This is a genomic window from Paenibacillus sp. CFBP13512, from assembly GCF_005233705.1.
Taxonomy (GTDB): domain Bacteria; phylum Bacillota; class Bacilli; order Paenibacillales; family Paenibacillaceae; genus Saccharibacillus; species Saccharibacillus nuruki.
This window is the reverse complement of record NZ_QGAD01000021.1, coordinates 1-26,089: the sequence shown is the minus strand read 5'-3', so window position 1 is coordinate 26,089 and position 26,089 is coordinate 1. Positions and strand designations below refer to the sequence as shown.

Annotated in this window: 41 protein-coding genes; all 41 read left to right on the top strand. The window is 41.3% G+C overall.

The window, feature by feature from the left end:
- Window position 1 precedes the first annotated feature (1 nt).
- The 41 genes from fusA to PaeCFBP13512_RS20285 all read left to right on the top strand — a co-directional run bounded on the left by fusA (window position 2) and on the right by PaeCFBP13512_RS20285 (window position 25,878).
- Complete coding sequence (fusA, locus tag PaeCFBP13512_RS20485) at window positions 2-2,077, top strand: elongation factor G (RefSeq protein ID WP_069328351.1); 2,076 nt, start codon at window positions 2-4, stop codon at window positions 2,075-2,077.
- 112 nt (window positions 2,078-2,189) lie between these two features.
- Window positions 2,190-3,380: an elongation factor Tu gene (gene tuf / locus PaeCFBP13512_RS20480; protein WP_069328352.1), complete on the top strand. Its 1,191-nt coding sequence runs from the start codon at window positions 2,190-2,192 to the stop codon at window positions 3,378-3,380.
- 329 nt (window positions 3,381-3,709) lie between these two features.
- The gene (rpsJ, locus tag PaeCFBP13512_RS20475) at window positions 3,710-4,018 is read left to right on the top strand and encodes a 30S ribosomal protein S10 (protein WP_028609655.1); all 309 of its coding nucleotides are present in this window, start codon (window positions 3,710-3,712) and stop codon (window positions 4,016-4,018) included.
- Window positions 4,019-4,062: 44 nt separating this feature from the next.
- A complete protein-coding gene (gene rplC, locus PaeCFBP13512_RS20470) occupies window positions 4,063-4,686 on the top strand; it encodes a 50S ribosomal protein L3 (protein ID WP_069328353.1) in 624 nt (207 codons plus the stop codon).
- Between the two features lie 25 nt (window positions 4,687-4,711).
- Complete coding sequence (gene rplD, locus PaeCFBP13512_RS20465; protein ID WP_069328354.1) at window positions 4,712-5,335, top strand: 50S ribosomal protein L4; 624 nt, start codon at window positions 4,712-4,714, stop codon at window positions 5,333-5,335.
- Window positions 5,335-5,628 carry a 50S ribosomal protein L23 gene (gene rplW, locus PaeCFBP13512_RS20460; RefSeq protein WP_069328355.1) on the top strand — a complete coding sequence of 98 codons (294 nt, stop codon included), beginning with the start codon at window positions 5,335-5,337 and terminating at the stop codon, window positions 5,626-5,628. The genes rplD and rplW overlap by 1 nt, the downstream gene beginning before the upstream one ends.
- Before the next feature lie 13 nt (window positions 5,629-5,641).
- Entirely contained in the window at window positions 5,642-6,472 is an 831-nt protein-coding gene (rplB, locus tag PaeCFBP13512_RS20455) for a 50S ribosomal protein L2 (RefSeq protein WP_069328356.1), read from the top strand.
- Window positions 6,473-6,534: 62 nt separating this feature from the next.
- Window positions 6,535-6,813: a 30S ribosomal protein S19 gene (rpsS, locus tag PaeCFBP13512_RS20450; RefSeq protein WP_069328357.1), complete on the top strand. Its 279-nt coding sequence runs from the start codon at window positions 6,535-6,537 to the stop codon at window positions 6,811-6,813.
- A gap of 36 nt (window positions 6,814-6,849) precedes the next feature.
- Window positions 6,850-7,197: a 50S ribosomal protein L22 gene (gene rplV / locus PaeCFBP13512_RS20445; protein WP_069328358.1), complete on the top strand. Its 348-nt coding sequence runs from the start codon at window positions 6,850-6,852 to the stop codon at window positions 7,195-7,197.
- A 20-nt stretch (window positions 7,198-7,217) separates the two neighbouring features.
- Window positions 7,218-7,883 (top strand): 30S ribosomal protein S3, encoded by a 666-nt coding sequence (gene rpsC / locus PaeCFBP13512_RS20440; RefSeq protein WP_069328359.1) that lies wholly within the window; start codon window positions 7,218-7,220, stop codon window positions 7,881-7,883.
- A gap of 2 nt (window positions 7,884-7,885) precedes the next feature.
- On the top strand, window positions 7,886-8,320 hold the full coding sequence (gene rplP / locus PaeCFBP13512_RS20435) for a 50S ribosomal protein L16 (protein ID WP_069328360.1): 435 nt from the start codon (window positions 7,886-7,888) through the stop codon (window positions 8,318-8,320).
- Window positions 8,310-8,510, top strand: coding sequence for a 50S ribosomal protein L29 (rpmC, locus tag PaeCFBP13512_RS20430; RefSeq protein ID WP_017815370.1), 201 nt, complete (start codon window positions 8,310-8,312; stop codon window positions 8,508-8,510). Before rplP ends, rpmC begins: the two co-directional genes overlap by 11 nt.
- A gap of 48 nt (window positions 8,511-8,558) precedes the next feature.
- Window positions 8,559-8,822: a 30S ribosomal protein S17 gene (gene rpsQ / locus PaeCFBP13512_RS20425; protein WP_017815371.1), complete on the top strand. Its 264-nt coding sequence runs from the start codon at window positions 8,559-8,561 to the stop codon at window positions 8,820-8,822.
- A 37-nt stretch (window positions 8,823-8,859) separates the two neighbouring features.
- Window positions 8,860-9,228, top strand: a complete 369-nt coding sequence (rplN, locus tag PaeCFBP13512_RS20420) for a 50S ribosomal protein L14 (protein ID WP_069328361.1) — start codon at window positions 8,860-8,862, stop codon at window positions 9,226-9,228.
- A gap of 57 nt (window positions 9,229-9,285) precedes the next feature.
- Window positions 9,286-9,642: a 50S ribosomal protein L24 gene (gene rplX / locus PaeCFBP13512_RS20415; RefSeq protein ID WP_069328362.1), complete on the top strand. Its 357-nt coding sequence runs from the start codon at window positions 9,286-9,288 to the stop codon at window positions 9,640-9,642.
- A 33-nt stretch (window positions 9,643-9,675) separates the two neighbouring features.
- Entirely contained in the window at window positions 9,676-10,218 is a 543-nt protein-coding gene (gene rplE / locus PaeCFBP13512_RS20410) for a 50S ribosomal protein L5 (protein WP_069328363.1), read from the top strand.
- 68 nt (window positions 10,219-10,286) lie between these two features.
- Window positions 10,287-10,472, top strand: coding sequence for a type Z 30S ribosomal protein S14 (locus PaeCFBP13512_RS20405; RefSeq protein WP_037291562.1), 186 nt, complete (start codon window positions 10,287-10,289; stop codon window positions 10,470-10,472).
- Window positions 10,473-10,504: 32 nt separating this feature from the next.
- The gene (gene rpsH / locus PaeCFBP13512_RS20400; protein ID WP_069328364.1) at window positions 10,505-10,903 is read left to right on the top strand and encodes a 30S ribosomal protein S8; all 399 of its coding nucleotides are present in this window, start codon (window positions 10,505-10,507) and stop codon (window positions 10,901-10,903) included.
- 31 nt (window positions 10,904-10,934) lie between these two features.
- Entirely contained in the window at window positions 10,935-11,477 is a 543-nt protein-coding gene (gene rplF / locus PaeCFBP13512_RS20395; RefSeq protein WP_069328365.1) for a 50S ribosomal protein L6, read from the top strand.
- An 81-nt stretch (window positions 11,478-11,558) separates the two neighbouring features.
- On the top strand, window positions 11,559-11,924 hold the full coding sequence (rplR, locus tag PaeCFBP13512_RS20390; protein ID WP_069328366.1) for a 50S ribosomal protein L18: 366 nt from the start codon (window positions 11,559-11,561) through the stop codon (window positions 11,922-11,924).
- A gap of 26 nt (window positions 11,925-11,950) precedes the next feature.
- On the top strand, window positions 11,951-12,448 hold the full coding sequence (gene rpsE, locus PaeCFBP13512_RS20385) for a 30S ribosomal protein S5 (protein ID WP_069328367.1): 498 nt from the start codon (window positions 11,951-11,953) through the stop codon (window positions 12,446-12,448).
- A gap of 12 nt (window positions 12,449-12,460) precedes the next feature.
- Complete coding sequence (gene rpmD, locus PaeCFBP13512_RS20380) at window positions 12,461-12,646, top strand: 50S ribosomal protein L30 (RefSeq protein WP_069328368.1); 186 nt, start codon at window positions 12,461-12,463, stop codon at window positions 12,644-12,646.
- Between the two features lie 45 nt (window positions 12,647-12,691).
- Window positions 12,692-13,132, top strand: coding sequence for a 50S ribosomal protein L15 (rplO, locus tag PaeCFBP13512_RS20375; RefSeq protein ID WP_069328369.1), 441 nt, complete (start codon window positions 12,692-12,694; stop codon window positions 13,130-13,132).
- Complete coding sequence (secY, locus tag PaeCFBP13512_RS20370; RefSeq protein ID WP_137225644.1) at window positions 13,132-14,430, top strand: preprotein translocase subunit SecY; 1,299 nt, start codon at window positions 13,132-13,134, stop codon at window positions 14,428-14,430. The genes rplO and secY overlap by 1 nt, the downstream gene beginning before the upstream one ends.
- 94 nt (window positions 14,431-14,524) lie before the next feature.
- A complete protein-coding gene (locus PaeCFBP13512_RS20365) occupies window positions 14,525-15,172 on the top strand; it encodes an adenylate kinase (RefSeq protein WP_137225642.1) in 648 nt (215 codons plus the stop codon).
- 5 nt (window positions 15,173-15,177) lie between these two features.
- Window positions 15,178-15,927 carry a type I methionyl aminopeptidase gene (map, locus tag PaeCFBP13512_RS20360; protein ID WP_137225640.1) on the top strand — a complete coding sequence of 250 codons (750 nt, stop codon included), beginning with the start codon at window positions 15,178-15,180 and terminating at the stop codon, window positions 15,925-15,927.
- 29 nt (window positions 15,928-15,956) lie between these two features.
- A complete protein-coding gene (locus PaeCFBP13512_RS20355) occupies window positions 15,957-16,253 on the top strand; it encodes a KOW domain-containing RNA-binding protein (protein ID WP_069328384.1) in 297 nt (98 codons plus the stop codon).
- Window positions 16,254-16,255: 2 nt separating this feature from the next.
- The gene (infA, locus tag PaeCFBP13512_RS20350; protein WP_017815385.1) at window positions 16,256-16,471 is read left to right on the top strand and encodes a translation initiation factor IF-1; all 216 of its coding nucleotides are present in this window, start codon (window positions 16,256-16,258) and stop codon (window positions 16,469-16,471) included.
- A 113-nt stretch (window positions 16,472-16,584) separates the two neighbouring features.
- On the top strand, window positions 16,585-16,698 hold the full coding sequence (gene rpmJ, locus PaeCFBP13512_RS20345; RefSeq protein WP_003333770.1) for a 50S ribosomal protein L36: 114 nt from the start codon (window positions 16,585-16,587) through the stop codon (window positions 16,696-16,698).
- A gap of 23 nt (window positions 16,699-16,721) precedes the next feature.
- Entirely contained in the window at window positions 16,722-17,087 is a 366-nt protein-coding gene (gene rpsM, locus PaeCFBP13512_RS20340) for a 30S ribosomal protein S13 (protein WP_069328373.1), read from the top strand.
- A gap of 17 nt (window positions 17,088-17,104) precedes the next feature.
- The gene (gene rpsK / locus PaeCFBP13512_RS20335) at window positions 17,105-17,500 is read left to right on the top strand and encodes a 30S ribosomal protein S11 (RefSeq protein ID WP_017815387.1); all 396 of its coding nucleotides are present in this window, start codon (window positions 17,105-17,107) and stop codon (window positions 17,498-17,500) included.
- 139 nt (window positions 17,501-17,639) lie between these two features.
- Window positions 17,640-18,584: a DNA-directed RNA polymerase subunit alpha gene (locus tag PaeCFBP13512_RS20330; protein WP_069328374.1), complete on the top strand. Its 945-nt coding sequence runs from the start codon at window positions 17,640-17,642 to the stop codon at window positions 18,582-18,584.
- A gap of 35 nt (window positions 18,585-18,619) precedes the next feature.
- Window positions 18,620-18,985: a 50S ribosomal protein L17 gene (gene rplQ / locus PaeCFBP13512_RS20325; RefSeq protein ID WP_069328375.1), complete on the top strand. Its 366-nt coding sequence runs from the start codon at window positions 18,620-18,622 to the stop codon at window positions 18,983-18,985.
- A 144-nt stretch (window positions 18,986-19,129) separates the two neighbouring features.
- A complete protein-coding gene (truA, locus tag PaeCFBP13512_RS20320) occupies window positions 19,130-19,909 on the top strand; it encodes a tRNA pseudouridine(38-40) synthase TruA (RefSeq protein WP_137225638.1) in 780 nt (259 codons plus the stop codon).
- Window positions 19,910-20,177: 268 nt separating this feature from the next.
- Window positions 20,178-20,615, top strand: coding sequence for a 50S ribosomal protein L13 (gene rplM / locus PaeCFBP13512_RS20315; protein WP_069328377.1), 438 nt, complete (start codon window positions 20,178-20,180; stop codon window positions 20,613-20,615).
- Between the two features lie 19 nt (window positions 20,616-20,634).
- Window positions 20,635-21,027 carry a 30S ribosomal protein S9 gene (gene rpsI, locus PaeCFBP13512_RS20310; RefSeq protein WP_069328378.1) on the top strand — a complete coding sequence of 131 codons (393 nt, stop codon included), beginning with the start codon at window positions 20,635-20,637 and terminating at the stop codon, window positions 21,025-21,027.
- Between the two features lie 359 nt (window positions 21,028-21,386).
- The gene (locus PaeCFBP13512_RS20305) at window positions 21,387-22,079 is read left to right on the top strand and encodes a phosphoadenylyl-sulfate reductase (protein WP_069328379.1); all 693 of its coding nucleotides are present in this window, start codon (window positions 21,387-21,389) and stop codon (window positions 22,077-22,079) included.
- Between the two features lie 131 nt (window positions 22,080-22,210).
- A complete protein-coding gene (gene sat, locus PaeCFBP13512_RS20300; protein ID WP_137225636.1) occupies window positions 22,211-23,380 on the top strand; it encodes a sulfate adenylyltransferase in 1,170 nt (389 codons plus the stop codon).
- A 241-nt stretch (window positions 23,381-23,621) separates the two neighbouring features.
- Window positions 23,622-24,731, top strand: coding sequence for an Mrp/NBP35 family ATP-binding protein (locus PaeCFBP13512_RS20295; RefSeq protein WP_069328381.1), 1,110 nt, complete (start codon window positions 23,622-23,624; stop codon window positions 24,729-24,731).
- 121 nt (window positions 24,732-24,852) lie between these two features.
- Window positions 24,853-25,479 carry a stage II sporulation protein M gene (locus tag PaeCFBP13512_RS20290; protein WP_137225634.1) on the top strand — a complete coding sequence of 209 codons (627 nt, stop codon included), beginning with the start codon at window positions 24,853-24,855 and terminating at the stop codon, window positions 25,477-25,479.
- Between the two features lie 168 nt (window positions 25,480-25,647).
- The gene (locus PaeCFBP13512_RS20285; protein ID WP_069328383.1) at window positions 25,648-25,878 is read left to right on the top strand and encodes a hypothetical protein; all 231 of its coding nucleotides are present in this window, start codon (window positions 25,648-25,650) and stop codon (window positions 25,876-25,878) included.
- The last annotated feature ends 211 nt before the right edge of the window (window positions 25,879-26,089 follow it).

Genomic DNA, 26,089 nt, shown 5'->3' with positions numbered 1-26,089 from the left:
CATGGCAAAAAGAGAGTTCTCCTTAGAAAATACACGTAATATTGGTATCATGGCTCATATCGATGCTGGTAAAACTACCACTACAGAACGTATCTTGTTCTATACAGGCCGTACGCACAAAATCGGTGAAGTTCACGAAGGCGCTGCTACAATGGACTGGATGGAGCAAGAGCAAGAGCGCGGAATCACTATTACATCCGCAGCTACTACGGCTCAGTGGAGAGGCTACCGCGTTAATATCATTGATACTCCAGGTCACGTTGACTTTACAGTTGAAGTTGAACGTTCCCTGCGTGTATTGGACGGAGCAGTAGGCGTATTTAGTGCAAAAGAGGGTGTAGAACCACAATCCGAGACTGTTTGGAGACAAGCAGATCGTTATGGTGTACCTCGTATAGCATATGTTAATAAAATGGATATTATTGGTGCTGACTACCTTAACGTTGTTAAAGACATGCGTGAACGTCTGCAAGCGAACGCAGTAGCGATTCAATTGCCGATCGGCGCAGAAAATGACTTCGTTGGTATTATCGATATCATCGAGCAAACAGCTATCGAATATCAAGATGATCTTGGACGCGATCCAGTATCTATCGAAATTCCAGAAGATCTTAAAGCAACAGTTGAAGAACTGCGTGCTGACTTGATCGAAAGAGTTGCAGAACTAGATGAAGATCTAATGATGAAATATCTTGAAGGAGAAGAGCCAACAATCGCTGAGATTAAGGCTGCTCTACGTAAAGGTGTTTGTGACGTTAAAATCTTCCCAGTAATCTGTGGTTCTTCTTACCGTAACAAAGGTGTTCAACCTATGTTGGATGCTGTTATCGACTACCTTCCGGCTCCTACAGATGTTCCGGCAATTAAAGGTTTGCACGAAGACGGCACAGAGGCAATTCGTCATTCTTCTGATGAAGAGCCATTCTCTGCACTAGCGTTCAAAATTATGACAGACCCTTACGTGGGTAAACTTACGTTCTTCCGCGTATATTCTGGCGTATTGCAATCCGGTTCTTACGTTCTAAATGCTACTAAAGGCAAACGTGAACGTATTGGTCGTATCCTGCAAATGCATGCTAACGCTCGTCAAGAAATCAGCGAAGTTTTCGCTGGTGATATTGCAGCAGCTGTTGGTTTGAAAGATACAGGTACAGGTGATACACTATGTGATGAAAAAGATACTGTTATCTTAGAATCCATGAATTTCCCTGACCCAGTTATTGAAGTTGCAGTGGAACCAAAAACAAAAGCTGACCAAGATAAAATGGGTATTGCTTTGTCCAAATTGACTGAAGAAGATCCAACTCTTCGTGCTCATACGGATGAAGAAACTGGCCAAACAATCTTGGCGGGTATGGGTGAGCTTCACCTTGAAATTATCGTTGACCGTATGCGTCGCGAATTCAAAGTGGAGACTAACGTAGGTAAACCTCAGGTTGCTTATCGTGAAACATTCCGTCAACCAGCTCGCGTTGAAGGTAAATTCGTTCGTCAATCCGGTGGTCGTGGTCAATACGGTCATGTATGGGTTGAGTTCGAACCATTGGAAGCAGGTACAGGTAGCCAGTTCGAAAGTAAAGTTGTCGGTGGTTCCGTACCAAGAGAATATGTTGGTCCTGCATTGCAAGGTATTGAAGAAGCAATGAAGAACGGTGTTATCGCCGGTTTCCCACTTGTAGACGTAAAAGCTACAGTAGTAGACGGATCTTATCATGATGTCGATTCCAATGAAATGGCATTTAAAATTGCCGGATCTATGGCGCTTAAAGCTGCAAAAGACAAATGTCGTCCTGTATTGCTTGAGCCACTTATGAAAGTTGAAGTAACAGTACCTGAAGAATACATGGGTGATGTTATGGGTATGCTGAACTCCCGTCGTGGTCGTATCGAAGGTATGGACTCACGCGGTGGTACTCAAATCATTCGTGCAAAAGTACCTTTATCTGAAATGTTTGGATATTCCACAACACTTCGTTCTGGTACACAAGGTCGCGGTGTATTCTCTATGGAACTTTCTCATTATGAAGAAGTACCTAAGAGCATCGCTGACGAAATCAGTACCAAAGCAAACGGCTAAGTTTTCAATCCGTTTTCACTTATGGGATGTACAGAAAGTAGCATGACTGCTCTCTGTACGTTTCAAACTAAAATACAAACAAAACTCTACCTTCAAGGAGGCAACGTTTAACATGGCAAAGGCTAAATTTGAACGTAATAAAACGCACGTTAACATCGGAACTATTGGTCACGTCGATCATGGTAAAACAACTTTGACTGCTGCAATCACAACTGTATTGTCTAAAACTTACGGCGGTGCTGCTGTAGCATTTGATCAAATCGATAAAGCTCCAGAAGAGCGCGAACGCGGTATCACAATCTCAACTGCACACGTTGAGTACGAAACACCTAACCGTCACTATGCACACGTTGACTGCCCAGGTCACGCCGATTATGTTAAAAACATGATCACTGGTGCTGCACAAATGGACGGAGCGATCTTGGTTGTATCTGCAGCTGACGGTCCTATGCCACAAACTCGCGAGCACATCTTGTTGTCTCGTCAAGTAGGCGTACCTTACATCGTTGTATTCTTAAACAAATGCGACATGGTTGAAGACGAAGAGCTTTTGGAATTGGTTGAAATGGAAGTTCGTGACCTTCTTAACGAATATGAGTTCCCTGGTGACGATACTCCAATCACTCGTGGATCTGCTCGTGAAGCATTGGCTAACCCTGATGGCGAATGGGCTCAAAAAATCGTTGACATGTTTACTGAAATCGATACTTACATTCCAGATCCAGAGCGCGACACTGACAAACCTTTCTTGATGCCTGTTGAGGATGTATTCTCGATCACTGGTCGTGGTACAGTTGCAACTGGTCGTGTTGAGCGTGGTACTGTTAAAGTCGGCGAAGAGATCGAAATCGTTGGTATCCATGAAGAAACTAAAAAATCCGTTGTTACAGGCGTAGAAATGTTCCGTAAATTGTTGGATTCCGCACAAGCGGGTGACAACATCGGCGCATTGTTGCGTGGTGTAGAACGTACTCAAATCGAACGTGGTCAAGTACTTTCTAAACCAGGTACTGTTAAACCTCATACTGAGTTCACTGCTCAAGTATACGTTTTGACTAAAGAAGAAGGCGGACGTCACAAACCTTTCTTCACTGGTTATCGTCCACAGTTCTACTTCCGTACAACTGACGTAACTGGCGTTATTTCTTTACCAGAAGGTACTGAAATGGTTATGCCTGGTGATAACATCACTGTTACTGTATCCCTAATCAATCCAATCGCGATTGAAGAAGGTACACGTTTCGCTATTCGCGAAGGTGGACGTACAGTAGGCGCTGGCGCTGTAGCATCTATCCAAAAATAATTAAATCTTCATTGTGAATCGGAAACGATTTGAAGATTTTAATATAAGCAACATTGTATTGTAACGAAGTAACATTGTACTGTAAACGAAAGACCAAATGAGGCCTGTTTCCTTATAAGGGAGACAGGCCTTATTTTTTTATGTAATTGTTTCAAAAAAGACTTGCATAACTGTTTGTTATCATATACAATAATAAATGTTGTTCTGAGACGTTGCGATGACGTGAGAGGTTACCGACACACCCGGCTCCTTTGCCATGGACGGTATGCCGGAAAATTTTCACTGAGTATGTCCGATACCAAATTGGGCGATAGAAGGAGGGACTAAAAATGGCAAAGCAAAAAATTCGTATTCGTTTGAAAGCATACGATCATAGAATTCTTGATCAATCCGCAGAGAAAATCGTTGAAACAGCTAAACGTTCTGGCGCAGGAGTATCTGGACCAATTCCGCTTCCTACTGAAAAACAGATTATCACTGTTCTTCGTGCGGTTCATAAATACAAGGATTCTCGTGAGCAATTCGAGCAACGTACACATAAACGTTTGATCGATATTGTTAATCCAACTCCACAAACTGTGGATGCATTGATGCGTTTGGACTTACCGTCTGGCGTAGATATCGAAATTAAATTATAATCCACATAGATGTGGTAACACGTAAAATGAAAAGAGGTGTCAACATGAAAGGTATCTTAGGAAGAAAATTGGGTATGACTCAAGTCTTTACTGCGGAAGGTAACGTAATTCCTGTAACGGTTATCGAAGCTGGACCATGTGTGGTTCTGCAGAAGAAAGACCTGGAAAATGACGGATACGAAGCGGTACAAATCGGTTTTGCTGATAAAAAAGCAAGCAGATCTAACAAACCGGAAGCAGGACACGCTACTAAAGCGAATACTGTGCCTAAGCGCTACGTTCGCGAAATTCGCGGTGTTGACCTCGCAAATGTCGAGGTTGGCCAGGAACTCAAAGCAGACTTGTTTGCTCAAGGTGAGTTCGTTGACGTAACGGGTATTTCAAAAGGTAAAGGTTTTGCCGGCGTTATCAAACGTTGGGGCCAAAGCCGCGGACCAATGTCTCACGGTTCCCGTTATCATCGCAGACCAGGTTCAATGGGTTCTATCCAAGCGAACCGTGTACCGAAAGGTAAACGTCTGCCAGGTCACATGGGTCATGATACAGTAACGATCCAACGCCTCGAAGTTATCAGAGTAGATGCTGAACGTAACGTAATTCTCGTTAAAGGCTCTATCCCTGGTGCTAAAAATAGTTATGTAAAAGTAAGAGAAACGGTTAAAAAATAACCAATCAAGAAAGGAGGAACAGGAAATGCCAAAAGTAGCACTTTACAGTATCGACGGTAGCCAAGTTGGCGAAGTTGAATTGAGTGATTCCGTATTCGGTATCGAACCTAACACTCATGTGCTTCATGATGCAGTCATTATGCAACGTGCTTCCCTTCGTCAAGGTAATCACAAAGTAAAAGGACGCTCTGAAGTTCGTGGTGGTGGACGTAAACCATGGAAACAAAAAGGAACAGGACGTGCGCGTCAAGGTTCTATTCGTTCTCCACAATGGAAAGGCGGCGGCGTAGCATTTGGACCGACTCCACGCAGCTATGCTTACAAACTGCCTAAGAAAGTTCGTCGTTTAGCGATCAAATCTGCTTTGTCTTCTAAAGTAGTAGCTAACGAAATCATCGTTTTGGATGCACTAAGCTTTAGCGCACCGAAAACAAAAGAGTTCGCAGCAATTTTAAACAACCTTAAAGTAGATCGCAAAGTATTAATCGTAACTCCTAGTTATGATGATAATGTTGCACTATCTGCTCGTAACATCCCAGGTGTTAAATTCGTTGCAGCTGACGGCGTTAATGTTCTAGACGTACTTACGTACGATAAGCTGATCCTTACTAAGGATGCAGTTCACAAGGTAGAGGAGGTGTTCGCGTAATGAAAGATCCTCGTGATATTATTAAGCGTCCGGTAATTACTGAGCGCACTGCCGAGTACATGAGTGAACTGAAATATGCTTTCGAAGTAGACATTCGTTCTAATAAAACGGAAGTTAAAAAGGCAATTGAAGAAATTTTCAAAGTGAAAGTGTCTAAAGTAAACACTCTTCGCATGCCTGCTAAACCGAAACGTTATGGACGTCATTCCGGCTACACTTCCGAATGGAAGAAAGCTATCGTAACTTTGGCTCCAGAAAGTAAACCGCTTGAGTTTTTTGAATCTGTAGAGTAAGGAGGAATAAACAGTGCCAATTAAAAAGTACAAACCGACATCCCCGGCTCGTCGTAACATGAGTGTTTCTACATTCGAAGAGATTACAACGAACCAACCGGAGAAATCGTTGTTGGCTCCGCTTTTCAAAAGAGCAGGCCGCAACAACCAAGGTAAAATTACAGTTCGTCACCATGGCGGCGGACACAAACGTAAATACCGTATCATTGACTTCAAACGTACTAAAGATGGAATACCAGGTAACGTTGCTACAATCGAGTACGATCCTAACCGTACTTCTAACATTGCTCTGATCCACTATGCTGATGGAGAGAAACGTTATATCATCGCTCCTAAAGGATTAAAAGTTGGAGATCAAATTTTCTCTGGCGTAGGATCTGACATCAAAATCGGTAACTGCCTTCCATTGGAAAACATTCCAGTTGGTACAGTTATTCACAATATCGAATTGAAACCAGGTAAAGGTGGTCAGCTCGTTCGCGCAGCTGGTACGGAAGCTCAATTACTTGGTAAAGAAGAAAAATATGTCTCCATTCGCCTTTCTTCTGGTGAAGTACGTCGCGTACTTAAAGTATGTCGTGCTACAATCGGATCAGTTGGTAATGAAGATCATGAATTGATTAAAATCGGTAAAGCCGGTCGTAATCGCTGGTTGGGCAAACGTCCACAAGTTCGAGGCGTAGTAATGAACCCTAATGATCACCCACACGGTGGTGGTGAAGGTAAAGCTCCAATCGGACGTAAATCTCCAATGTCTCCATGGGGTAAACCTACTCTTGGTTACAAAACTCGTAAAAAAGGTAAGGCTTCCGATCAATACATCATTCGCCGCCGCACGAAGTAAGATTTGTGCTTGAATGCTTGTAAAGTGTGAAGTGACGAAAAGATGAAGGGAGGATTCAACCTATGAGCCGTAGTCTTAAAAAAGGTCCTTTCGTGGACGGGTACTTGCTTAAAAAAGTAGAAGTATTGAACGAAGACGATAAAAAAGTCGTAATCAAAACTTGGTCCCGTCGCTCGACGATTTTCCCACAATTTATCGGACATACATTCGCTGTTTATGATGGTCGCAAACATGTACCGGTATATGTAACGGAAGATATGGTCGGACACAAGCTTGGTGAGTTCGCACCAACTCGTACGTACAAAGGTCATGCTAATGACGACAGAAAAACAAGACGTTAATATATAAGGATTTAAAGTAAGAGAGGAGGTCACGCAATGCAAGCGAAAGCACACGCAAAGTTTGTACGCATCGCTCCGCGTAAAGTTCAATTAGTAGTTGACTTGATCCGCGGTAAGCAAGTTGGAGAAGCGATCGCGATTCTGCGTCATACGCCGAAATCCGCATCCCCAATTGTTGAGAAGCTTCTTAACTCCGCAATTGCCAACGCTGAGTTCATTAGCTCAGAAAAAGAGTTGACTTTTGATGTTAACAACTTGGTAATTTCTCAGGTTTATGTTAACCAAGGACCAACACTAAAACGTTTCCGCCCTCGTGCAATGGGACGTGCAAGTAAAATCAACAAACGCACCAGCCATATTTCTTTGGTGGTAGCTGAAAAATAAGATAGAAGGAGGGAAAACGTGTGGGCCAAAAAGTAAATCCCGTCGGATTACGTGTAGGTATTATCCGTGATTGGGAATCTAAATGGTATGCTGGTAAAGACTTTGGCGATCTTCTTATCGAAGACGTTAAAATCCGTGAATACCTTAAAACCAAACTTAAAGAGTCTGCTGTCTCTCATATCGAAATCGAGAGAGCGGCTAATCGTGTTAACGTAACGATCCATACAGCTAAACCTGGTATGGTTATCGGACGCGGTGGTTCAGAAGTTGAAGTTCTTCGTACACAAGTAACTAAAATTGCTGGTGGCAAAAAAGTTCATATCAACATTTCTGAAATCAAAAATCAAGAGCTTGATGCAATTCTAGTTGCAGAAAGTATTGCACAACAATTGGAACGTCGTGTTTCTTTCCGTCGTGCATTGAAACAAGCAATTCAAAGAACTATGCGTTCAGGCGCTAAAGGAATTAAAACAGCAGTTAGCGGACGTCTTGGCGGTGCTGAAATTGCCCGTTCTGAAGGCTACAGCGAAGGAACTGTTCCACTTCATACGCTTCGTGCCGATATTGACTATGGTACAGCAGAAGCGCATACTACTTATGGTCGTATTGGCGTAAAAGTATGGATTTATCGTGGAGAGGTTCTTCCTACGGCTAAGAAACAAGCTGCTCAGGAAGGAGGCAACTAATCATGTTGGTACCAAAACGTGTAAAACACCGTAAACAACAACGCGGAAGCATGTCAGGTCGCGCTAAAGGCGGTACTGAATTGAACTTCGGAGAATTCGGTTTGCAAGCTACTGAGCCTTCTTGGATCACTAACCGTCAAATCGAAGCTGCTCGTATTGCTATGACTCGTTATATCAAACGTGGTGGTAAAGTATGGATTAAAATTTTCCCGGATAAGCCAATTACTCAAAAGCCTCTTGAGGTTCGTATGGGTAGTGGTAAAGGTAACGTAGAAAAATGGGTTGCCGTTGTTAAACCAGGTAAAATTATGTTTGAACTTGCAGGTGTTTCTGAAGAGATCGCGCGTGAAGCTATGCGTCTTGCTTCTCACAAGTTGCCTGTAAAAACTAAGTTTGTGAAACGTGAAGAATTGGGTGGTGAAGCAAATGAAAGCTAATGAATTGCGCAACCTTACCACTGCTGAAATCGAGCAAAAGATTGCTGGTTTTAAAGAGGAACTCTTTAACCTGCGCTTTCAACTTGCTACCGGTCAATTGGATAACCCTACTCGTATCAGCGCTGTGCGTAAACAAATTGCACGTGCTAAAACAGTAGTTCGTGAAAGAGAACTTGGAATCACATCGTAATCCAATATTTGAGAGCTTAAATGCTATCAGCTAGGAAGGAGATTAACTATGAGCGAACGCAATGCCCGTAAAGTACAAGTAGGCAAAGTGGTCAGTGATAAAATGGATAAAACCATCGTTGTTGCTGTAGAAACTTATAAAAAGCATGACTTGTATCACAAACGTATTAAATATACGAAAAAATTCAAGGCTCATGATGAAAATAACACTGCTAAAATTGGTGATGTTGTTAAAATCATGGAGACACGTCCATTATCTAAAGATAAAAACTGGAGATTAGTGGAAGTAGTAGAAGAAGCAATCATCATTTGATGAATGATGCAAACCTGTCTGGAAGGAGGAACTAACAATGATTCAACCATTTACACGTTTGGCTGTAGCCGATAACTCTGGCGCAAAAGAACTTATGTGTATCCGCGTACTAGGTGGTACTGGACGTCGTACAGCTGCAATCGGCGATTTGATCGTTTGTTCTGTAAAACAAGCAACACCAGGCGGCGTTGTCAAAAAGGGTGATGTTGTAAGAGCGGTAATCGTTCGTACAAAGAGTTCCGTTCGTCGTAAAGACGGATCTTACATCGCATTTGATGAGAATGCAGCAGTAGTCGTTAAAGATGACAGAGGCCCTCGTGGTACTCGTATCTTTGGACCAGTTGCTCGTGAATTGCGTGATAAAGACTTCATGAAAATCGTTTCTTTGGCTCCAGAAGTTATCTAAACGATTTGTAAGATATAAAGGCTATGGCCTGAAGTGAGTTATAGGAGGTGTACACAAATGGCGAAAGTGAAAAAAGTGTTGGAATCTCACAACCACAAACTTCACGTGAAAAAAGATGATACGGTTCTTGTAATCAGCGGTAAAGACAAAGGTAAAAAAGGTCGCGTTATCGCAGCGTATCCTCGTGAAAACCGCGTGTTGGTTGAAGGCGTGAATATGATCACCAAACACCAAAAACCAACTCAACTGAATCCGCAAGGAGGACGTGTTGAGCAAGAAGCGCCGATCCACGTTTCGAACGTAATGCACGTTGATCCTAAGGACGGAAAAAAAGTAACCCGTATCGGTTACAAAACATTGGATAACGGCAAAAAAGTTCGCGTAGCTAAACGCTCCGGTGAAACAATCGACTAATACTAATTGTTACGGAAAGGAGGATCTTCCAACATGGCAACAAGAATGAAAGAGCTTTACTTGAATGAAATTTCCCCAGCTTTGGTACAAAAATTCAACTATACAACGGTTATGCAAGTACCGAAAGTTGAAAAAGTTGTTATCAACATGGGTGTAGGTGAAGCAGTATCGAACTCCAAAGTATTGGATTCTGCTGTTAGCGATCTTCAATTGATCTCTGGTCAAAAACCAGTTATCACACGTGCTAAAAAATCTATCGCTGGATTTAAGCTTCGTGAAAACATGCCTATCGGTGTTAAAGTAACACTTCGTGGCGATCGTATGTATTATTTCTTGGATAAATTGTTCAACATTACACTTCCACGTGTACGTGACTTCCGTGGTGTATCTTCTAAAGCGTTCGACGGACGCGGTAACTATACACTAGGTTTGAAAGAACAATTGATCTTCCCTGAAATCGAGTATGATAAAGTAGACAAAGTTCGCGGTATGGATATCGTTATTGTAACGACAGCTAAAACTGACGAAGAGTCTCGTGAATTGCTTACCCAATTGGGAATGCCTTTCGTAAAATAATTATTGAAACGTACAGGGTTCGAATATAAACCCTAGTTCTCCGAAAATATTAGGAGGTGTCAGGCTAAGTGGCTAAAACTTCAATGAAAGTTAAACAACAACGCACACCGAAGTTCAAAGTACGTGCATACACACGTTGCGAACGTTGTGGTCGTCCACACTCGGTATTGCAAAAGTTCAAAATTTGCAGAATTTGCTTCCGTGAATTGGCTCATAAAGGCCAGATCCCTGGTGTGAAAAAAGCAAGCTGGTAAACATTTGATTAAGGGGAAGGAGGTTTACACACATGACTATGTCAGATCCAATTGCTGATATGCTTACTCGTATTCGTAACGCGAACGTTGTGCGTCACGAAACAGTTGAAGTTCCTGCTTCTACAATGAAGAAGCAAATCGCTGATATCCTAAAACGCGAAGGTTTCATTCGTGATGCTGAAGTTGTTGAGGATAACAAACAAGGAATTATCCGTATTTTCTTGAAATACGGTCAAAATAACGAACGTGTAATTACTGGTTTGAAACGTATCAGTAAACCAGGACTTCGTGTTTACACGAAAAGCAATGAAATCCCTCGCGTACTAGGTGGACTGGGAATCGCTATCATCTCTACTTCTAAAGGGGTAGTAACTGATAAAGAAGCTCGTCAATCGAAAAGCGGCGGCGAAGTCGTTTGCTACGTTTGGTAATTAACGTCATATAATAAGGAGGTGCAACTCTATGTCTCGTATTGGCCGCAAACCAATCGAAGTACCAAGTGGTGTTGAAATTAACTTGGATAATACTCAAATTACGGTAAAAGGACCGAAAGGTACGCTTTCCCGTGAGATTCATAAAGATATGAAAGTAAACATCGAAGAGAACGTGATCACAATCGAACGTCCTTCTGATAATAAGACTCATCGTTCCCTGCACGGCACTACTCGTAGTGTAGTAAGTAATATGGTGAGTGGAGTAACTACAGGTTTCTCCAAATCCCTAGAGCTAGTTGGAGTTGGATACCGCGCAAGCAAATCTGGCGACAAAATTGTTCTAAACGTGGGTTACTCTCATCCAGTGGAAATTTCTCCTGAACCAGGCATCGAGTTCGATGTTCCTACAAATACGAAAATCATCGTTAATGGAATCGATAAAGAGCGCGTAGGAGCTTACGCTGCTAAAATCCGTTCCGTACGTGAACCAGAACCATATAAAGGTAAAGGTATCAAGTATGAAGGCGAGCGTATTCTTCGTAAAGAAGGTAAAGCTGGTAAGAAAAAATAAGATAAAGGAATACGTTCCTTTACCTTATGCGTGTTGAAGTGAGCCTGTGAAGGCAACGTGAAAGGAGTGAAATGTACAGTCATGATTACAAAAGCAGATAAAAATAAAGCGCGTCTGAAAAGACACCTACGTGTTCGTAAGAACATCACTGGTACTTCTCAACGTCCACGTTTGAACATATTCCGTTCTGCTAAACATATCTACGCTCAATTGATCGATGACGTAGCGGGTGTAACTTTAGTTTCCGCTTCGACTCTTGATAAAGAACTTGCAGATATTAAAAACGGCGGTAGCGTAGAAGCTGCTACTAAAGTTGGCGAATTGGTTGCAAAACGTGCATCTGAAAAAGGGCACACAGCTGTTGTATTTGATCGCGGAGGCTACTTGTATCACGGACGGATTCAAGCCTTGGCAGATGCAGCTCGTGAAGCTGGTCTTCAATTCTAAAACATTGTAAAAAGGAGGTTAACGACTTGCGTATTGATCCAAACACTTTAGAGCTGACTGAAAGAGTTGTAAACATTAATCGTGTAGCTAAAGTAGTTAAGGGTGGACGTCGTTTCAGCTTTAGCGCACTTGTAGTAGTGGGCGATGGTAATGGCTGGGTAGGCGCTGGTATCGGTAAAGCCGGTGAAGTACCTGACGCTATCCGTAAAGGCATCGAAGATGCTAAGAAAAACTTGATTCATGTTCCTATCGTTGGAACAACAATTCCTCACCTTGTTACAGGTAAATTCGGAGCAGGACGTGTATTGTTGAAACCAGCATCCGAAGGTACTGGAGTTATTGCTGGTGGACCGGTTCGTGCTGTATTAGAACTTGCTGGTGTAGGCAATATCTTGACTAAATCTCTGGGTTCTTCGAATTCCATGAACATGGTTAACGCAACGTTGGAAGGCTTGTCTCGTTTGAAACGTGCTGAAGACGTGGCTAAACTGCGTGGAAAATCTATCGAAGAGTTGCTCGGTTAAGGAGGGAACCTCATGGCTAAATTGGAAATTACCCTCGTCCGTAGCGTGATCGGTCGTTCAGAGAAACAACGTACTACTGTTAAAACATTAGGACTACGTAAAATGAATCACTCAGTAGTTCAAAACGATAATGCTGCTATGCGCGGTATGATCAAACAAGTACAACATTTAGTATCTGTAAAAGAAATCGAAGGTTAATTGATCAAAAATTAACCTATTATTAATAAGGAGGTGCAACGAACGATGAAATTGCATGAGCTTTCACCAAGCCCAGGTTCACGCAAGGAACGCAAACGTGTAGGTCGCGGTCCAAGTAGTGGTACTGGTAAAACATCGGGTCGTGGTCACAAAGGACAAAACTCTCGTTCAGGCGGGGGCGTTCGTCCAGGATTTGAAGGCGGACAAAACCCATTGTATCGTCGTTTGCCTAAACGCGGATTTGTTAACCCTACTCGTAAAGAATATGCACTCGTAAACATCGAAGATTTAAACAGCTTTGCTGCTGATACAGAAGTAACTCCTACGTTCTTGATGGAACAGGGAATCGTTAAAAATGCAAGAAGCGGAATTAAAATTCTTGGTAATGGCGACATCACTGTGAAATTGACTGTAAAAGCGAATAAGTTCTCTCAATCTGCGGTAGAGAAAATCGAGGCTGCCGGCGGTAAAACCGAGGTGATCTAATGTTCAAGACCCTAAAGAATATATGGCGGGTTGAGGATCTTAGAAATCGGATTATCTTTACCTTGCTGGTGCTCATTGTCTACCGTATCGGTGCGTTTGTACCGGTTCCGGGTGTAGACAAAAGTGTATTCCAGTCTGCTAACGCTCAAGGTAAAGAATTGTTCGGTCTTCTAAATACTTTCTCAGGGGGAGCTTTGGGGCATTTCTCCATTTTTGCCCTTGGGATCATGCCGTATATCACTGCATCCATTATAGTTCAACTATTATCTATGGATGTCATTCCGAAATTTGCGGAATGGGCCAAACAAGGGGAACACGGTAAAAAGAAACTGGCACAGATTACCCGGTATGGTACTGTTATTCTGGGTCTTATCCAAGCCTTTGGTACATCGATTGGTTTCAACCGTTTATACAATGCAGAAATGATTCCTAATGCTACTGCGGTAGATTACATTATTATTGCTATTGTATTAACGGCAGGTACATCATTCTTGATGTGGCTTGGGGAACAAATCACTGAAAAAGGAATCGGTAACGGTATTTCGATCATCATCTTCGCTGGTATTGTTGCAGCTATTCCGCAGCATATCCGTGATATGGTTCAATCGGATTTCCTGCAACAAGGTCAGACGTTCTTTAATGTTGCGAAGTTAGCCATTGTTGTTCTCGTCGTGATTTTCATCGTTGTCGGAGTTATCTTTATCCAACAGGGTATTCGTAAAATTCCAGTACAATATGCAAAACGCGTTGTAGGTAACAAAATGTATGGTGGACAGAATACACATATTCCGTTGAAAGTTAACTCAGCGGGTGTTATCCCTGTTATCTTTGCCGTTTCATTGCTACAATTTCCGATTATTATAGCAAGCTTCTGGTCTACTCATATCTGGGCAAAATGGATTACTGCAAACTTGTGGTATGACAAACCGCTTGGTATGGTGCTGTATGTTATAATGATCATAGGTTTTACTTTCTTCTATACATTTGTGCAAATGAATCCTACGCAAATGGCAGATAATATGAAAAAGAATGGTGGATATATCCCGGGTGTTCGTCCAGGTAAGCCAACGGCTACTTATTTGACTCGTGTTATGACTCGTTTGACCATGACAGGATCATTATTCCTTGCGGTCATCTCGGTATTACCAGTATTCTTAGGAGCTATTTCAGGTTTGCCACAATCTGTGCAAATCGGCGGTACATCGCTTCTTATCGTAATCGGGGTTGCACTTGATACGATGAAAACGATCGAAAGCCAGCTCATTAAACGCCATTACAAAGGTTTTATCAATAAATAGACGGCAGGTTCCGGCTGGGACAAGTCATGCTTGTTCACACCGGCGCCTTTCCGTGCTGTTCTTGCAGCATTAGTCTTAGGGGGAGTGACATTACGTGAACATCATATTCATGGGGCCTCCGGGAGCAGGAAAAGGAACACAAGCAGCAGTGATTGTGAAAGAACTAGGTATTCCTCATATTTCTACAGGCGATGCATTTCGTCTAGCGATCAAACAGGAAACTCCAATTGGAGTAAAAGCCAAAGAGTTCATCGATCAAGGTTTGCTTGTACCGGATGACGTAACGAACGGAATCGTGGAAGAGCGTCTTGCTCAGCCCGATTGTAAAAAAGGTTTCTTGCTTGACGGTTTTCCAAGAACTTTAGCTCAAGCTGAAGCGTTGGATAAAATGCTGGCAGCAATGGAGCGTAAGCTGGACCACGTGATCAATTTAAAAGTAGACCTTAACAAATTGCTTGTTCGGATTACCGGACGACGTATTTGCAAAACTTGTGGAGCTACTTACCATATTGAATTCAATCCGCCGAAGCAAGAAGGCGTGTGCGATATTGATAGTGGTGAACTTTATCAACGTGCTGATGATAACGAAGAAAGCGTAGGAACGCGTCTGAATGAGTATCATACGAAAACAGAAGCGCCACTTATTGCTTACTACGGTGATCAAAAGCTATTGAGAGAGATTGATGGCGATCAAAGTATTGATGCGGTATCTAAGGATATTGTTTCATTGCTTAGAGGTTAAGCAGAATGATCATTTGCAAATCCGAAACAGAACTAGGCTTTATGCGGGAAGCAGGGCGAATTGTAGCTGAGACGCATCGTCTAATCAAGCAAGCGATCGAGCCAGGTATTACGACCGAACATCTTGATCAGATTGCAGACCGTTATATTCGCAGTCAAAATGCCTTACCGTCATTCAAAGGATACAATGGTTTTCCTGCCAGCATTTGTGCTTCGGTTAATGAGCAATTAGTTCATGGATTCCCGAATAAACGCAAATTGCAAGAAGGCGACATCGTTACACTTGATATTGGTGCTGAATACCGAGGTTATCATGGAGATTCTGCATGGACTTATCCGGTAGGACAGATTTCTGATGATGCAAAAAAACTTTTAGAAGTAACTGAAGGTTCTTTGTATGCAGGACTTGAACTGGTCAAGCCAGATGTACGCTTGTTTACAATATCGCATGCGATACAGCGTTTTATTGAAGATGCCGGTATGTCTGTCGTACGTGAATACGTAGGACATGGTATCGGAGCGAAGCTGCACGAAGCCCCTCAAATTCCAAACTATGGAGTTGCGGATCGCGGACCGAGGCTGAAGCCGGGAATGGTTCTGGCAATCGAGCCGATGGTAAATGCCGGCAAGCAACATGTCAAAACGCTTGAAGACAAATGGACAGTAGTTACTGTTGATGGCTCATTATGTGCCCATTTTGAACATACAGTTGCGGTTACACCAGACGGTATGGAAATTTTCACAAAACTAAACTAAATGCGTAGGTGATTCTTGTGAAAACAACAATGAACCCGCAGGTCGGTCAAATTGTGAAAGTGTTAAAAGGTCAGGGAGCTTCTCAACCTGCTGTTATCATTGCAGTACCGGATGAAAAGTTTGTTTATATCGCCGACGGGAACAAACGAAAGTTTGACCAGCCGAAGAAGAAGAATCTGCTTCATCTGGAGCTAATGCCGGTGATTAGCAGCGAAGTAGTAAACAGTTTGCAAGAAAGCGGTCGGGTCACGAACGGGAAATTGCGCTATGCAGTTACCAAGTTCTTGGAATCTGCCGAAAACAATGTTGAACAGAAAGGAGACTGACTGTGGCCAAGGAAGATGTTATTGAGGTAGAAGGCGTGGTTCTTGAACCCTTGCCAAATGCAACGTTCAAAGTTGAATTAGAGAATGGTCATCAGATTCTCGCTCATGTTTCTGGAAAGCTACGGATGCACTTTATCCGTATTTTGACTGGAGATAAAGTAGTTGTACAATTGTCACCTTATGATTTGACAAAAGGTCGTATAACTTACCGCAAATAGACACTTTAACACTAATCTATGTTATAATAGATGTTTATGAAATCATTGCTTGTCAGCAGATACAATGATTACAAGTAAGTTTTACGGACGTAAAACTTGAGGAGGTAATTAACATGAAGGTAAGACCTTCTGTAAAACCCATCTGCGAAAAATGCAAAGTCATTCGCCGCAAAGGGAATGTAATGGTAATTTGTGAGAATCCTAAACACAAACAAAAACAGGGATAATTATCTAGGGGGTGTAGCGTAAAATGGCACGTATAGCTGGCGTGGATTTACCACGTGATAAACGCGTTGAGATCGCCTTGACATATATTTTCGGAATCGGTAAAACGACTTCCCAGAAAATTCTGAGTGATACTGGTATTGACCTGAACACTCGTGTCCGCGATCTTACAGAAGATGAAGTTGGAAAATTGCGTGAAGTAATTGGTAGTACTAAAGTTGAAGGTGATCTTCGTCGTGAGATCTCTCTAAACATTAAGCGTCTAATCGAAATCGGATGTTACCGTGGTGTTCGTCACCGTCGTGGATTGCCGGTTCGTGGACAACGTACTAAAACTAATGCTCGTACACGTAAAGGTCCTCGTCGTACTGTAGCGAACAAGAAGAAGTAAGGGGGGTATAACACACAATGGCTAAAGCTAAAAAAGTCGTACGTACAAAACGTCGTGACCGTAAAAATATTGAATCTGGCGTGGCGCACATCCGTTCCACGTTTAATAATACGATCGTTACAATTACGGACCCTCATGGTAACGCGATTTCCTGGGCAAGCTCAGGCGGTCTAGGTTTCAGAGGATCTCGTAAGTCTACTCCATTCGCAGCACAATTAGCAGCTGAAACAGCAGCTAAAGCAGCAATGGAACACGGTATGAAAGCCGTTGAGGTTATGGTTAAAGGTCCAGGAGCTGGACGCGAAGCAGCAATTCGTTCTTTGCAAGCAGCTGGTCTTGAAGTTAACCTAATCAAAGATGTAACGCCAATCCCGCATAACGGATGCCGTCCACCAAAACGTCGCCGCGTATAATTGAAGCATGTCTCTTTATTTTGTAGTATAACTCCCGGCAAAGGTAAAGATCCGTTTACCGGGTATACTACTGCATGTCTATTTGTAAGTATTCAGCGACAGTTTCACAGGAGCGACGTTTTGAAGGAGGGATATTGCAGTGATAGAAATCGAAAAGCCGAAAATTGAGACCGTAGATGTAAATGATGAAGGTAACTACGGTAAATTCATCATTGAACCGCTCGAACGTGGTTATGGCACAACACTTGGCAACTCACTTCGTAGAATTTTGTTATCTTCTCTTCCGGGAGCAGCAGTAACATCTGTTCAAATCGATGGTGTATTGCATGAGTTCTCAACGGTTCAAGGTGTGATGGAAGACGTTACAGAAATCATTCTGAACCTCAAGGCCCTTTCGCTTAAGATCCACTCTGATGAAGAAAAAGTGTTGGAGATTGATGCGGAAGGAGAAGGGGCGATCACTGCAGGAGATATCCGTGCAGACAGTGATGTTGAAATCCTGAATCCGGATCTTCATATCGCCACTTTAGCTCCAGGTTCTAGACTTCACATGCGTATTTTTGCAAATCGTGGTCGTGGCTATGTTGCTGCAGATAAGAATAAACGTGATGATCAACCAATTGGTGTCATTCCTGTAGATTCTATCTATACTCCGATTTCCCGCGTTAACTATGGCGTGGAAAATACTCGTGTAGGTCAAGTAACGAACTATGACAAGTTAACTATTGAAATCTGGACGGATGGTAGCATTCGCCCTGAAGAAGCAGTTAGCCTGGGCGCTAAAATTTTGACTGAGCATTTGATGTTATTTGTTGGTCTAACTGACGAAGCAAAAGATGCTGAAATCATGGTCGAAAAAGAGGAAGATAAAAAAGAGAAAGTGCTCGAGATGACTATCGAAGAGCTTGATCTCTCTGTACGTTCTTACAACTGCTTGAAACGTGCTGGTATTAATACCGTACAAGAGCTAACTACGAAATCCGAAGACGATATGATGAAAGTCCGCAACTTGGGCCGCAAATCGCTTGAGGAAGTTCAAGAGAAGCTTGAAGAATTAGGATTAGGACTTCGTCAAGAAGACTAATCATTTAATAGTGTAATGAAGGAGGGAAAAACAACATGGCATACCAAAAATTGGGTCGTAACTCCAGCGCTCGTAAAGCTTTGTTTCGTGACCTGGTAACTGACCTGTTCTTGTATGAGCGTATTCAAACGACTGAAGCTAAAGCGAAAGAAGTTCGTTCTATCGCTGAAAAACTGATCACCCTTTCTAAACGTGGAGATCTTCATGCTCGTCGTCAAGTAGCTGCTTATGTTCGTCGCGAGTCTCTCGATGGTGGACAAGATGCTATCCAAAAATTGTTTTCTGATTTAGCAACTCGCTATGCAGAGCGTCCAGGTGGATACACTCGTATTCTTAAATTAGGACCTCGTCGCGGCGATGCTGCACCTATGGTTTATCTTGAATTGGTAGACCGCGCGTAACATGCAGATGAGGAAAGGGTGGACAGGGTCAACAGATTCTGACAAAACCCTTTTTTTCTCTGTTTGGAACATGCAGTGTTTGAGGATAATGAGGGAGGGAGCTCCATTAGGGGCTCCCTTGCTTTGTATAAAAGGTGAGGATATATGAGGAATCTTTGTATGACTGTCAATTATGATGGAACTAGATATAACGGATTTCAGACCCAACCGGACGGAAATACGATTCAGGATCATTTAGAAAAAGCAATTGCCTCTATCATTGGAGAAAAACCAAAGATTCATGGCTCAGGTCGTACAGATGCAGGTGTACATGCGATTGGACAAGTCTTTCATTTCTTGACTGAATCAACCGTCCCAGCAGAACGTTGGCCACTTGCTTTAAATGGTCGCTTGCCCAAAGATATTATTGTTACAAATGCGCGCGAGGTTCATTTGGACTTCCACTCACGGCGCTCAGCCAAACGAAAAACATATCGATACACGATTAACGCTAATCAATATCCAAATGTTTTTCTAAGGCATATGCAATTACATCATCCAGGCAAACTGAATATTGAAGCAATGCGTGAAGCTCTTTCCCACTTTATAGGTACTCATGACTTCACAACCTTTGCTTCAAAACATTCTGAAAAGCAAAGTCATATCCGTACAATCTATGAGGCACGATTGGAAGTAGATTATTCTATGACCCGTCCTGATACAAGAGACCAAGGTATTCTACACTTTTATATAACGGGCAGTGGATTTTTACAGCATATGGTACGTATTATTATGGGGACACTGGTACAAGTGGGAGAAGGTAAACACGCACCAGATGCTATTTCTAATATGATTGCTGCGGAGGATCGTAGTGAGGCAGGACCAACTGCAATCAGCAAAGCGTTGACGATGTGGGGGGTTCACTATGAGGAGTTTAATACATAGTAAAATTTCAAAGCAAATGCCTACGAAATTTTTTCTAGAAAAACTTCAAATAGTTCTTGCTTAACGTGTTTTTATGCTGTAAAATAAAGTTTGTGTTTTCTTAAGGCTATCCCACAGCCCCATTAAGAATAACACCACCTAAAATTTTTAATCCATCACTTAATAAATATGTAACACTGTGTACTAACAACACTAACTCAAGAACGAAGATATATGAAAATATACCGTAATGATATATTTTCAAAAGCACACTAAGGAGGAACTTTTCATGCGTACGACGTACATTGCCAAGCCAAGTGAAGTAGAACGCAATTGGCACATTATCGATGCTGAAGGCAAAACGCTTGGTCGTTTGGCTAGTGAAGCAGCTGCACTTATTCGCGGCAAACACAAACCACAATTTACCCCTCATGTAGACGGTGGAGATTTCGTTATCGTAATCAATGCTGACAAAATCCACTTGACTGGTAAAAAATTGCAAGACAAAAAATACTACCGTCACTCAATGCATCCAGGTGGTCTTAAAGTTACCACTGCTGATGAAATGCTTAAAAACAAACCAGAACGTGTAATCGAATTTGCAGTTCATGGTATGCTTCCAAAAACTCGTATGGGTAACCAAATGAAGTTAAGATTGAAAGCATATGCTGGCGTAGAACACCCACATGCAGCACAAAAACCGGAAGTTTACGAACTTCGCGGCTAATTAAAAGGAGGACAGTTTCATGGCACAAGTACAATACTATGGGACAGGTCGTCGTAAACATTCGGTAGCACGTGTTCGCCTTGTACCGGGTGAAGGACGCATTGTCATCAATAAACGCGACATCAATGAATATTTCGGTTTAGATACACTTAAACTGATCGTTAAACAACCACTTAACTTGACAGAAACGATCGGAAGCTACGATGTAATCGTATTGGCTCACGGTGGTGGTATTTCTGGTCAAGCAGGAGCAATCCGTCACGGTATCTCCCGTGCATTGCTTAAAGCTGATCCTGAACTTCGTGGATCTTTGAAAAAAGCTGGATTCCTGACTCGTGACCCTCGTATGAAAGAGCGTAAAAAATACGGTCTTAAAGCAGCACGTCGCGCACCTCAGTTCTCCAAACGTTAATATTCCTTGTATATTAAGGTTTACAAAGACCTCTTACCAGAAATGGTGGGAGGTTTTTTTGTGTTTAAAAGAAACGTGACCACATTTTGACCACCATTTTATATGTGTATAACCCTGTGTACAATCATAAATATCAATAGCAATTAAAATTAAATATAGAATCAGCTGTACAAGATTGTGAATAACTTGTGATTAACTTCAAAAATACTATTGAATCCTCAACCATTAAGTACTATAATATACATAATTCTTAGTTGTTTAGTCGGCTTTAATTTGAATCCTTTTAAAAGTGTAGTCATTTATTGAAGGTACTTAAAACCAAAATGGTAAAATGAATTCCAAAGATGGGGGAACTAAATATGAATCTGTTGGAAAAAGAAGAGTTAGCTCGAGTAAAAGCGGAAGAGTTAGAACATGCTACAGCTGAACAAGTCATCCGTTGGGCTGTGGATAATTTTGAAAGTCTTACTTTTGCTTGTAGTTTTGGAGCTGAAGATGTAGTCATTGTGGATATGTTACAGAATATCAGCCCGTCCACTGATATTTTCTATTTAGATACTGATTTCCATTTTAAAGAAACCTATGAGACTCGTGATCGTATGATTGAGCGTTATGGTATGGAATTTGTTAAAGTAGCTCCAAAGCTGACTCCTGAAGAACAAGCTGCTGCTCATGGAGAATCGCTATGGACTGTCGATCCTAATGCTTGCTGCAATATTCGCAAAGTAGAACCTTTAACTCGGATATTATCTCAATATGATTCATGGATTACGGGTATTCGGCGTGACCAAGCACCCACTCGTGCAAATGCTAAAAAGATCGAATATGATTCCAAATTTGGTTTGATGAAGTTTAACCCTATTGCAGATTGGACTTCTGAAGAGGTATGGCAGTATATTCGAGATAACGATATTATTTATAATCCTCTGCATGATCAACATTACCCTAGTATTGGTTGTGAACAATGTACACGTCAGGTTATGCCAGGCGAAGATCCTCGTGCTGGACGTTGGGCTAACTCTGATAAAACAGAATGTGGATTACACAAATAATTCAACATTATGACTAACATAGATAATCTCAGCCGATCAAGTGATTTTTAGCATTTGGTCGGCTTCATGTATACTTAGACAGATAGATTTTATAGCATACACATTTATGATGAGACAGGAGCGATTACAGAATGACAACAATTTTGCCACATGGGGGTCAATTGATCCAGCGTATTGTAAAAGAGGAAGAGCACGATCAGTTATTGGCTCAAGCTCAACTGTGGAAACAAATTCCTATCAATACATGGACTATCTCCGATCTTGATCTTATAGGTGTAGGAGCCTTTTCGCCACTTGAAGGATTTATGGAAGAAGCAGATTATCATTCTGTTCTCGAAAATATGAGATTATCAAATGGAACAGTATGGAGTATTCCAATTACACTTGCTTTAGATGAATCTATTACTTCCACTCTTCAAATAGGTGAGCAAGTAGCATTAGTAGGAGAGCAGGATGGAGTGATCTACGGTACATTAGAGGTACGTAGCATCTATACAGTAGATCAACAACAAGAAGCGGTGAAAATCTTTAAAACAGATGATCCTGAACATCCAGGGATACAAAAATTATTCAGTCGTTCTTCGATCTATGTAGGAGGACCTATTCAAGTATTAAAACGTCCTCAACCTGAAAAGTTCGGTGAGTTTTATTTTGATCCTGAAAAAACCAGAAAGATTTTTGCAGATAAAGGATGGAAAACAGTCGTCGGTTTCCAAACTCGTAATCCTGTGCATCGTGCTCATGAATATATTCAAAAGAGTGCAATGGAGATTGTAGATGCTTTATTTTTGAATCCATTGGTAGGTGAAACAAAGTCAGATGATGTACCTGCGAATGTACGGATGCGTAGTTATTTAGTTCTTTTAGAAAATTACTATCCAAAAGATCGTGCCTTTTTAGGAGTATTTCCAGCAGCAATGCGTTATGCAGGACCAAGAGAAGCCATATTCCATGCAATGGTTCGCAAAAATTATGGATGTACACACTTTATTGTTGGTCGCGACCATGCGGGTGTAGGTGACTATTATGGAACGTATGAAGCTCAAGAAATTTTCACTAACTTTACGGCAGAGGAATTAGGAATTACTCCACTATTCTTTGAACATAGCTTTTTCTGTACCAAATGCGGTAACATGGCATCGAGCAAAACTTGCCCGCATTCTAAAGAAAATCATTTAACTCTTTCTGGCACAAAAGTGAGAGCATTACTAAGAGATGGTCAATGCCCGCCACCGGAATTTACCCGTCCAGAAGTAGCAGAAGTATTAATTGAAGGTATGGCAGAACATAACAAACTCTAAATTAGTCACTATGTATTCCAAACCGCTTTACTTTAGTCATGTGATCATGATTTGAAGTGAAGCGGTTTTTTTATATAAGAAATGAAGCCGATCGATGTAGAAACATTTTATTTATACTTTTATGGTGTACGATTCGCGAATCAATAATATAAAATGGTATAATATAACGTATTGTTGCATTAGCGCATGGTTGTCTTTATAACGATATATTCAATCTAACCACATAAGGAGTGCACCTCATATGTTATCAAGAGACTATGTTTTGGAGTTATTAAGTACGGTTACAGATCCGCAGTACGAATTTCCTTTATTGGAAATGCAATTTATTCGCGATGTTATGATCAAAGATACCAGAATTTCATTAACTGTAGTGGGTATTGAATTAGGTCAAGAATATAAAGATGCTATAGAGCAATCGATTCGAGCCGCTCTTAAAATTGTTGAACCGATTGACCTACATATTCGTTTCAGAGCGCCTTCTGAGCTTGAAATGGCTACAGTACGTCAATTACTATCTCCAGACACAGAAGAAGCACTACCGCCTGAATCTGAGACGCACAAAGGTCATGCAGCAGGTCTAGAGGAGCTTCCTATCATTCATCAGAATTCCGGTGTACGTTTTATCGCTGTAGCTAGTGGTAAAGGTGGCGTCGGTAAATCTACTGTTACAGTAAATTTAGCAACTGCATTAGTCCGCCAGGGAAAAAGAGTAGGCATTATTGATGCTGATATTTACGGATTCAGTATTCCAGACATGATGGGAATAGAAGAAGGCCCTACTGTAGAAGAAGGACGTATTCAACCGGTAGAACGATTCGGCGTTCAAGTAATGTCGATGGGATTCTTTATTCGAGAAAATAATCCTGTAATCTGGCGTGGACCGATGCTGGGTAAAATGCTTCGTCAGTTTTTTGCTGATGTGGACTGGGCTCCATTGGATTATATGTTACTAGATCTACCTCCAGGAACAGGGGATGTAGCATTGGATGTACATCAGATTCTTCCACAAAGTAAAGAAATACTGGTAACTACTCCACATGCAACAGCAGCATTTGTAGCAGCACGTGCGGGAACGATGGCATTACAGACCGATCATGAGATTCTGGGTGTTGTCGAAAATATGTCTTACTACCAAGCAAGAGATGGACAGAAAGAGTATGTCTTCGGTAGAGGGGGCGGTGGACAGCTTGCAGAAACACTGCATACTGAACTACTAGCTCAAATTCCGTTAGGCGCACCAGACAATTTACCAACAGATCCTGACTTTTCACCTTCTGTATACAAAGAAGATAGTGAAATTGGTCAACTATATAATGAGTTAGCTCTAAAAGTAATTGAGAAACATGGCTAAACCTCAATACTAATAAATATAGGATTGATCTCAATAACCGATAGATAGAGAGGAAGGCGTATCATACCTTGCTCTCTATTTTTATCTATTTACCAAATTGTGTTGTAAAGGAGTAGAATATATGGCTTCATTGTTTTCATTGCGTACTTTTTGGCGTGATCTTAAATCTAACAAATCAATGTTATTGGTTTCTACCATTCTGTTTGCAGTAGGAATTGTAGCAGGAATCTTATTAGTAGAACCATTGGGTAACTATTTAAGAGAACAACTTCAGCAACTACAAGTAGTCAAAGAGCAGCTTAACCAAGGACAGCATGTAGAACTTAACTATTTTGTGTTTATCTTTCTAAACAATGCGATCAAAAGTGTTCTTATTATTTATTTAGGAATATTTATAGGGATCATTCCAGTAATCTTTTTAGTTATGAACGGAATGATTATTGGATTTCTACTACGTACCTATGATATGCAGGGACAGGATGTAGTGACTTTAATAGTTAAAGGATTATTACCACATGGAATCTTTGAAATTCCTGCTATTCTTATCGCCGCCGCTTATGGTCTGAAATTTGGTAAATTGGTATTGGATAGTCTAACCACATGGAGTCCAGCAGGAAGAGTAAAACTCAGAGTAGCTTGGAAACAGTTTATGAGATCTACAATCACAGCTTCATTTTGGCTAGTCATTATTCTTTTTGTAGCAGCGATTATAGAGAGTACGGTAACATTCTGGTTAATGCAGGCTTAGTTATTTACAAAAAATCACATACAAACAGTTACAAGTATGCCTAATTAGGTTAATTCATCACTATCCAGAAGGCTGTTATTGTATGTAAATGGATTGAGATTGATACATCTACAGATAGCAGCCTAATAGATATACTGTGAGGAGTTACAATCTAGGGAGGATATTCATATGCTTGGAATGTTATTAAACGATAAAGAATGTAAAGAGATGGCTTATGTATTACGTAAAGAATTAGATGAAATGTTATTCGATCTAAGTGATCAACGTCTAAATCAGGATATACGCAAATCAATTGATAAAAGATACAAAACGATTTTTCAAATGTATGCACGTTTCGCACCACAAAAGGAACTATCCAAATACGTACGAAACGGACGCTACAAAGAGACTAATAATTAAATTGTAAAAAACTATTGACGTAATCTATAAATATATGATAAATTAATTCTCGCACTGTTTTTAATGTTTAAAAGTGTTGAACGCAATGAAAGAGATTAACAAATTTCAACATTGCAGATCGCTTGAAAAAAAGATTGAAAAAAAGTGTTGACGAAATGAAATGAGCATGATATATTATAAGAGTTGCTGATGCGATAACGCGTCGGTGCAC

What these genes read in the sequence shown, in the direction of transcription:
- rplQ (WP_069328375.1), top strand. Translation starts at nt 18,620, where the DNA reads ATGGCATACCAAAAATTGGGTCGTAACTCCAGCGCTCGTAAAGCTTTG.
- rplM (WP_069328377.1), top strand. Translation starts at nt 20,178, where the DNA reads ATGCGTACGACGTACATTGCCAAGCCAAGTGAAGTAGAACGCAATTGG.
- rpsQ (WP_017815371.1), top strand. Translation starts at nt 8,559, where the DNA reads ATGAGCGAACGCAATGCCCGTAAAGTACAAGTAGGCAAAGTGGTCAGT.
- fusA (WP_069328351.1), top strand. Translation starts at nt 2, where the DNA reads ATGGCAAAAAGAGAGTTCTCCTTAGAAAATACACGTAATATTGGTATC.
- PaeCFBP13512_RS20290 (WP_137225634.1), top strand. Translation starts at nt 24,853, where the DNA reads ATGGCTTCATTGTTTTCATTGCGTACTTTTTGGCGTGATCTTAAATCT.
- rpsJ (WP_028609655.1), top strand. Translation starts at nt 3,710, where the DNA reads ATGGCAAAGCAAAAAATTCGTATTCGTTTGAAAGCATACGATCATAGA.
- rpsI (WP_069328378.1), top strand. Translation starts at nt 20,635, where the DNA reads ATGGCACAAGTACAATACTATGGGACAGGTCGTCGTAAACATTCGGTA.
- map (WP_137225640.1), top strand. Translation starts at nt 15,178, where the DNA reads ATGATCATTTGCAAATCCGAAACAGAACTAGGCTTTATGCGGGAAGCA.
- rplP (WP_069328360.1), top strand. Translation starts at nt 7,886, where the DNA reads ATGTTGGTACCAAAACGTGTAAAACACCGTAAACAACAACGCGGAAGC.
- PaeCFBP13512_RS20355 (WP_069328384.1), top strand. Translation starts at nt 15,957, where the DNA reads ATGAACCCGCAGGTCGGTCAAATTGTGAAAGTGTTAAAAGGTCAGGGA.
- rplE (WP_069328363.1), top strand. Translation starts at nt 9,676, where the DNA reads ATGGCAACAAGAATGAAAGAGCTTTACTTGAATGAAATTTCCCCAGCT.
- rplC (WP_069328353.1), top strand. Translation starts at nt 4,063, where the DNA reads ATGAAAGGTATCTTAGGAAGAAAATTGGGTATGACTCAAGTCTTTACT.
- PaeCFBP13512_RS20285 (WP_069328383.1), top strand. Translation starts at nt 25,648, where the DNA reads ATGCTTGGAATGTTATTAAACGATAAAGAATGTAAAGAGATGGCTTAT.
- tuf (WP_069328352.1), top strand. Translation starts at nt 2,190, where the DNA reads ATGGCAAAGGCTAAATTTGAACGTAATAAAACGCACGTTAACATCGGA.
- rpsH (WP_069328364.1), top strand. Translation starts at nt 10,505, where the DNA reads ATGACTATGTCAGATCCAATTGCTGATATGCTTACTCGTATTCGTAAC.
- rplX (WP_069328362.1), top strand. Translation starts at nt 9,286, where the DNA reads ATGGCGAAAGTGAAAAAAGTGTTGGAATCTCACAACCACAAACTTCAC.
- sat (WP_137225636.1), top strand. Translation starts at nt 22,211, where the DNA reads ATGACAACAATTTTGCCACATGGGGGTCAATTGATCCAGCGTATTGTA.
- PaeCFBP13512_RS20295 (WP_069328381.1), top strand. Translation starts at nt 23,622, where the DNA reads ATGTTATCAAGAGACTATGTTTTGGAGTTATTAAGTACGGTTACAGAT.
- rpmC (WP_017815370.1), top strand. Translation starts at nt 8,310, where the DNA reads ATGAAAGCTAATGAATTGCGCAACCTTACCACTGCTGAAATCGAGCAA.
- rpsK (WP_017815387.1), top strand. Translation starts at nt 17,105, where the DNA reads ATGGCTAAAGCTAAAAAAGTCGTACGTACAAAACGTCGTGACCGTAAA.
- rplN (WP_069328361.1), top strand. Translation starts at nt 8,860, where the DNA reads ATGATTCAACCATTTACACGTTTGGCTGTAGCCGATAACTCTGGCGCA.
- rplO (WP_069328369.1), top strand. Translation starts at nt 12,692, where the DNA reads ATGAAATTGCATGAGCTTTCACCAAGCCCAGGTTCACGCAAGGAACGC.
- rpmJ (WP_003333770.1), top strand. Translation starts at nt 16,585, where the DNA reads ATGAAGGTAAGACCTTCTGTAAAACCCATCTGCGAAAAATGCAAAGTC.
- rplF (WP_069328365.1), top strand. Translation starts at nt 10,935, where the DNA reads ATGTCTCGTATTGGCCGCAAACCAATCGAAGTACCAAGTGGTGTTGAA.
- rplR (WP_069328366.1), top strand. Translation starts at nt 11,559, where the DNA reads ATGATTACAAAAGCAGATAAAAATAAAGCGCGTCTGAAAAGACACCTA.
- PaeCFBP13512_RS20305 (WP_069328379.1), top strand. Translation starts at nt 21,387, where the DNA reads ATGAATCTGTTGGAAAAAGAAGAGTTAGCTCGAGTAAAAGCGGAAGAG.
- rplW (WP_069328355.1), top strand. Translation starts at nt 5,335, where the DNA reads ATGAAAGATCCTCGTGATATTATTAAGCGTCCGGTAATTACTGAGCGC.
- rpsM (WP_069328373.1), top strand. Translation starts at nt 16,722, where the DNA reads ATGGCACGTATAGCTGGCGTGGATTTACCACGTGATAAACGCGTTGAG.
- secY (WP_137225644.1), top strand. Translation starts at nt 13,132, where the DNA reads ATGTTCAAGACCCTAAAGAATATATGGCGGGTTGAGGATCTTAGAAAT.
- rplD (WP_069328354.1), top strand. Translation starts at nt 4,712, where the DNA reads ATGCCAAAAGTAGCACTTTACAGTATCGACGGTAGCCAAGTTGGCGAA.
- truA (WP_137225638.1), top strand. Translation starts at nt 19,130, where the DNA reads ATGAGGAATCTTTGTATGACTGTCAATTATGATGGAACTAGATATAAC.
- rplV (WP_069328358.1), top strand. Translation starts at nt 6,850, where the DNA reads ATGCAAGCGAAAGCACACGCAAAGTTTGTACGCATCGCTCCGCGTAAA.
- rpsS (WP_069328357.1), top strand. Translation starts at nt 6,535, where the DNA reads ATGAGCCGTAGTCTTAAAAAAGGTCCTTTCGTGGACGGGTACTTGCTT.
- rpmD (WP_069328368.1), top strand. Translation starts at nt 12,461, where the DNA reads ATGGCTAAATTGGAAATTACCCTCGTCCGTAGCGTGATCGGTCGTTCA.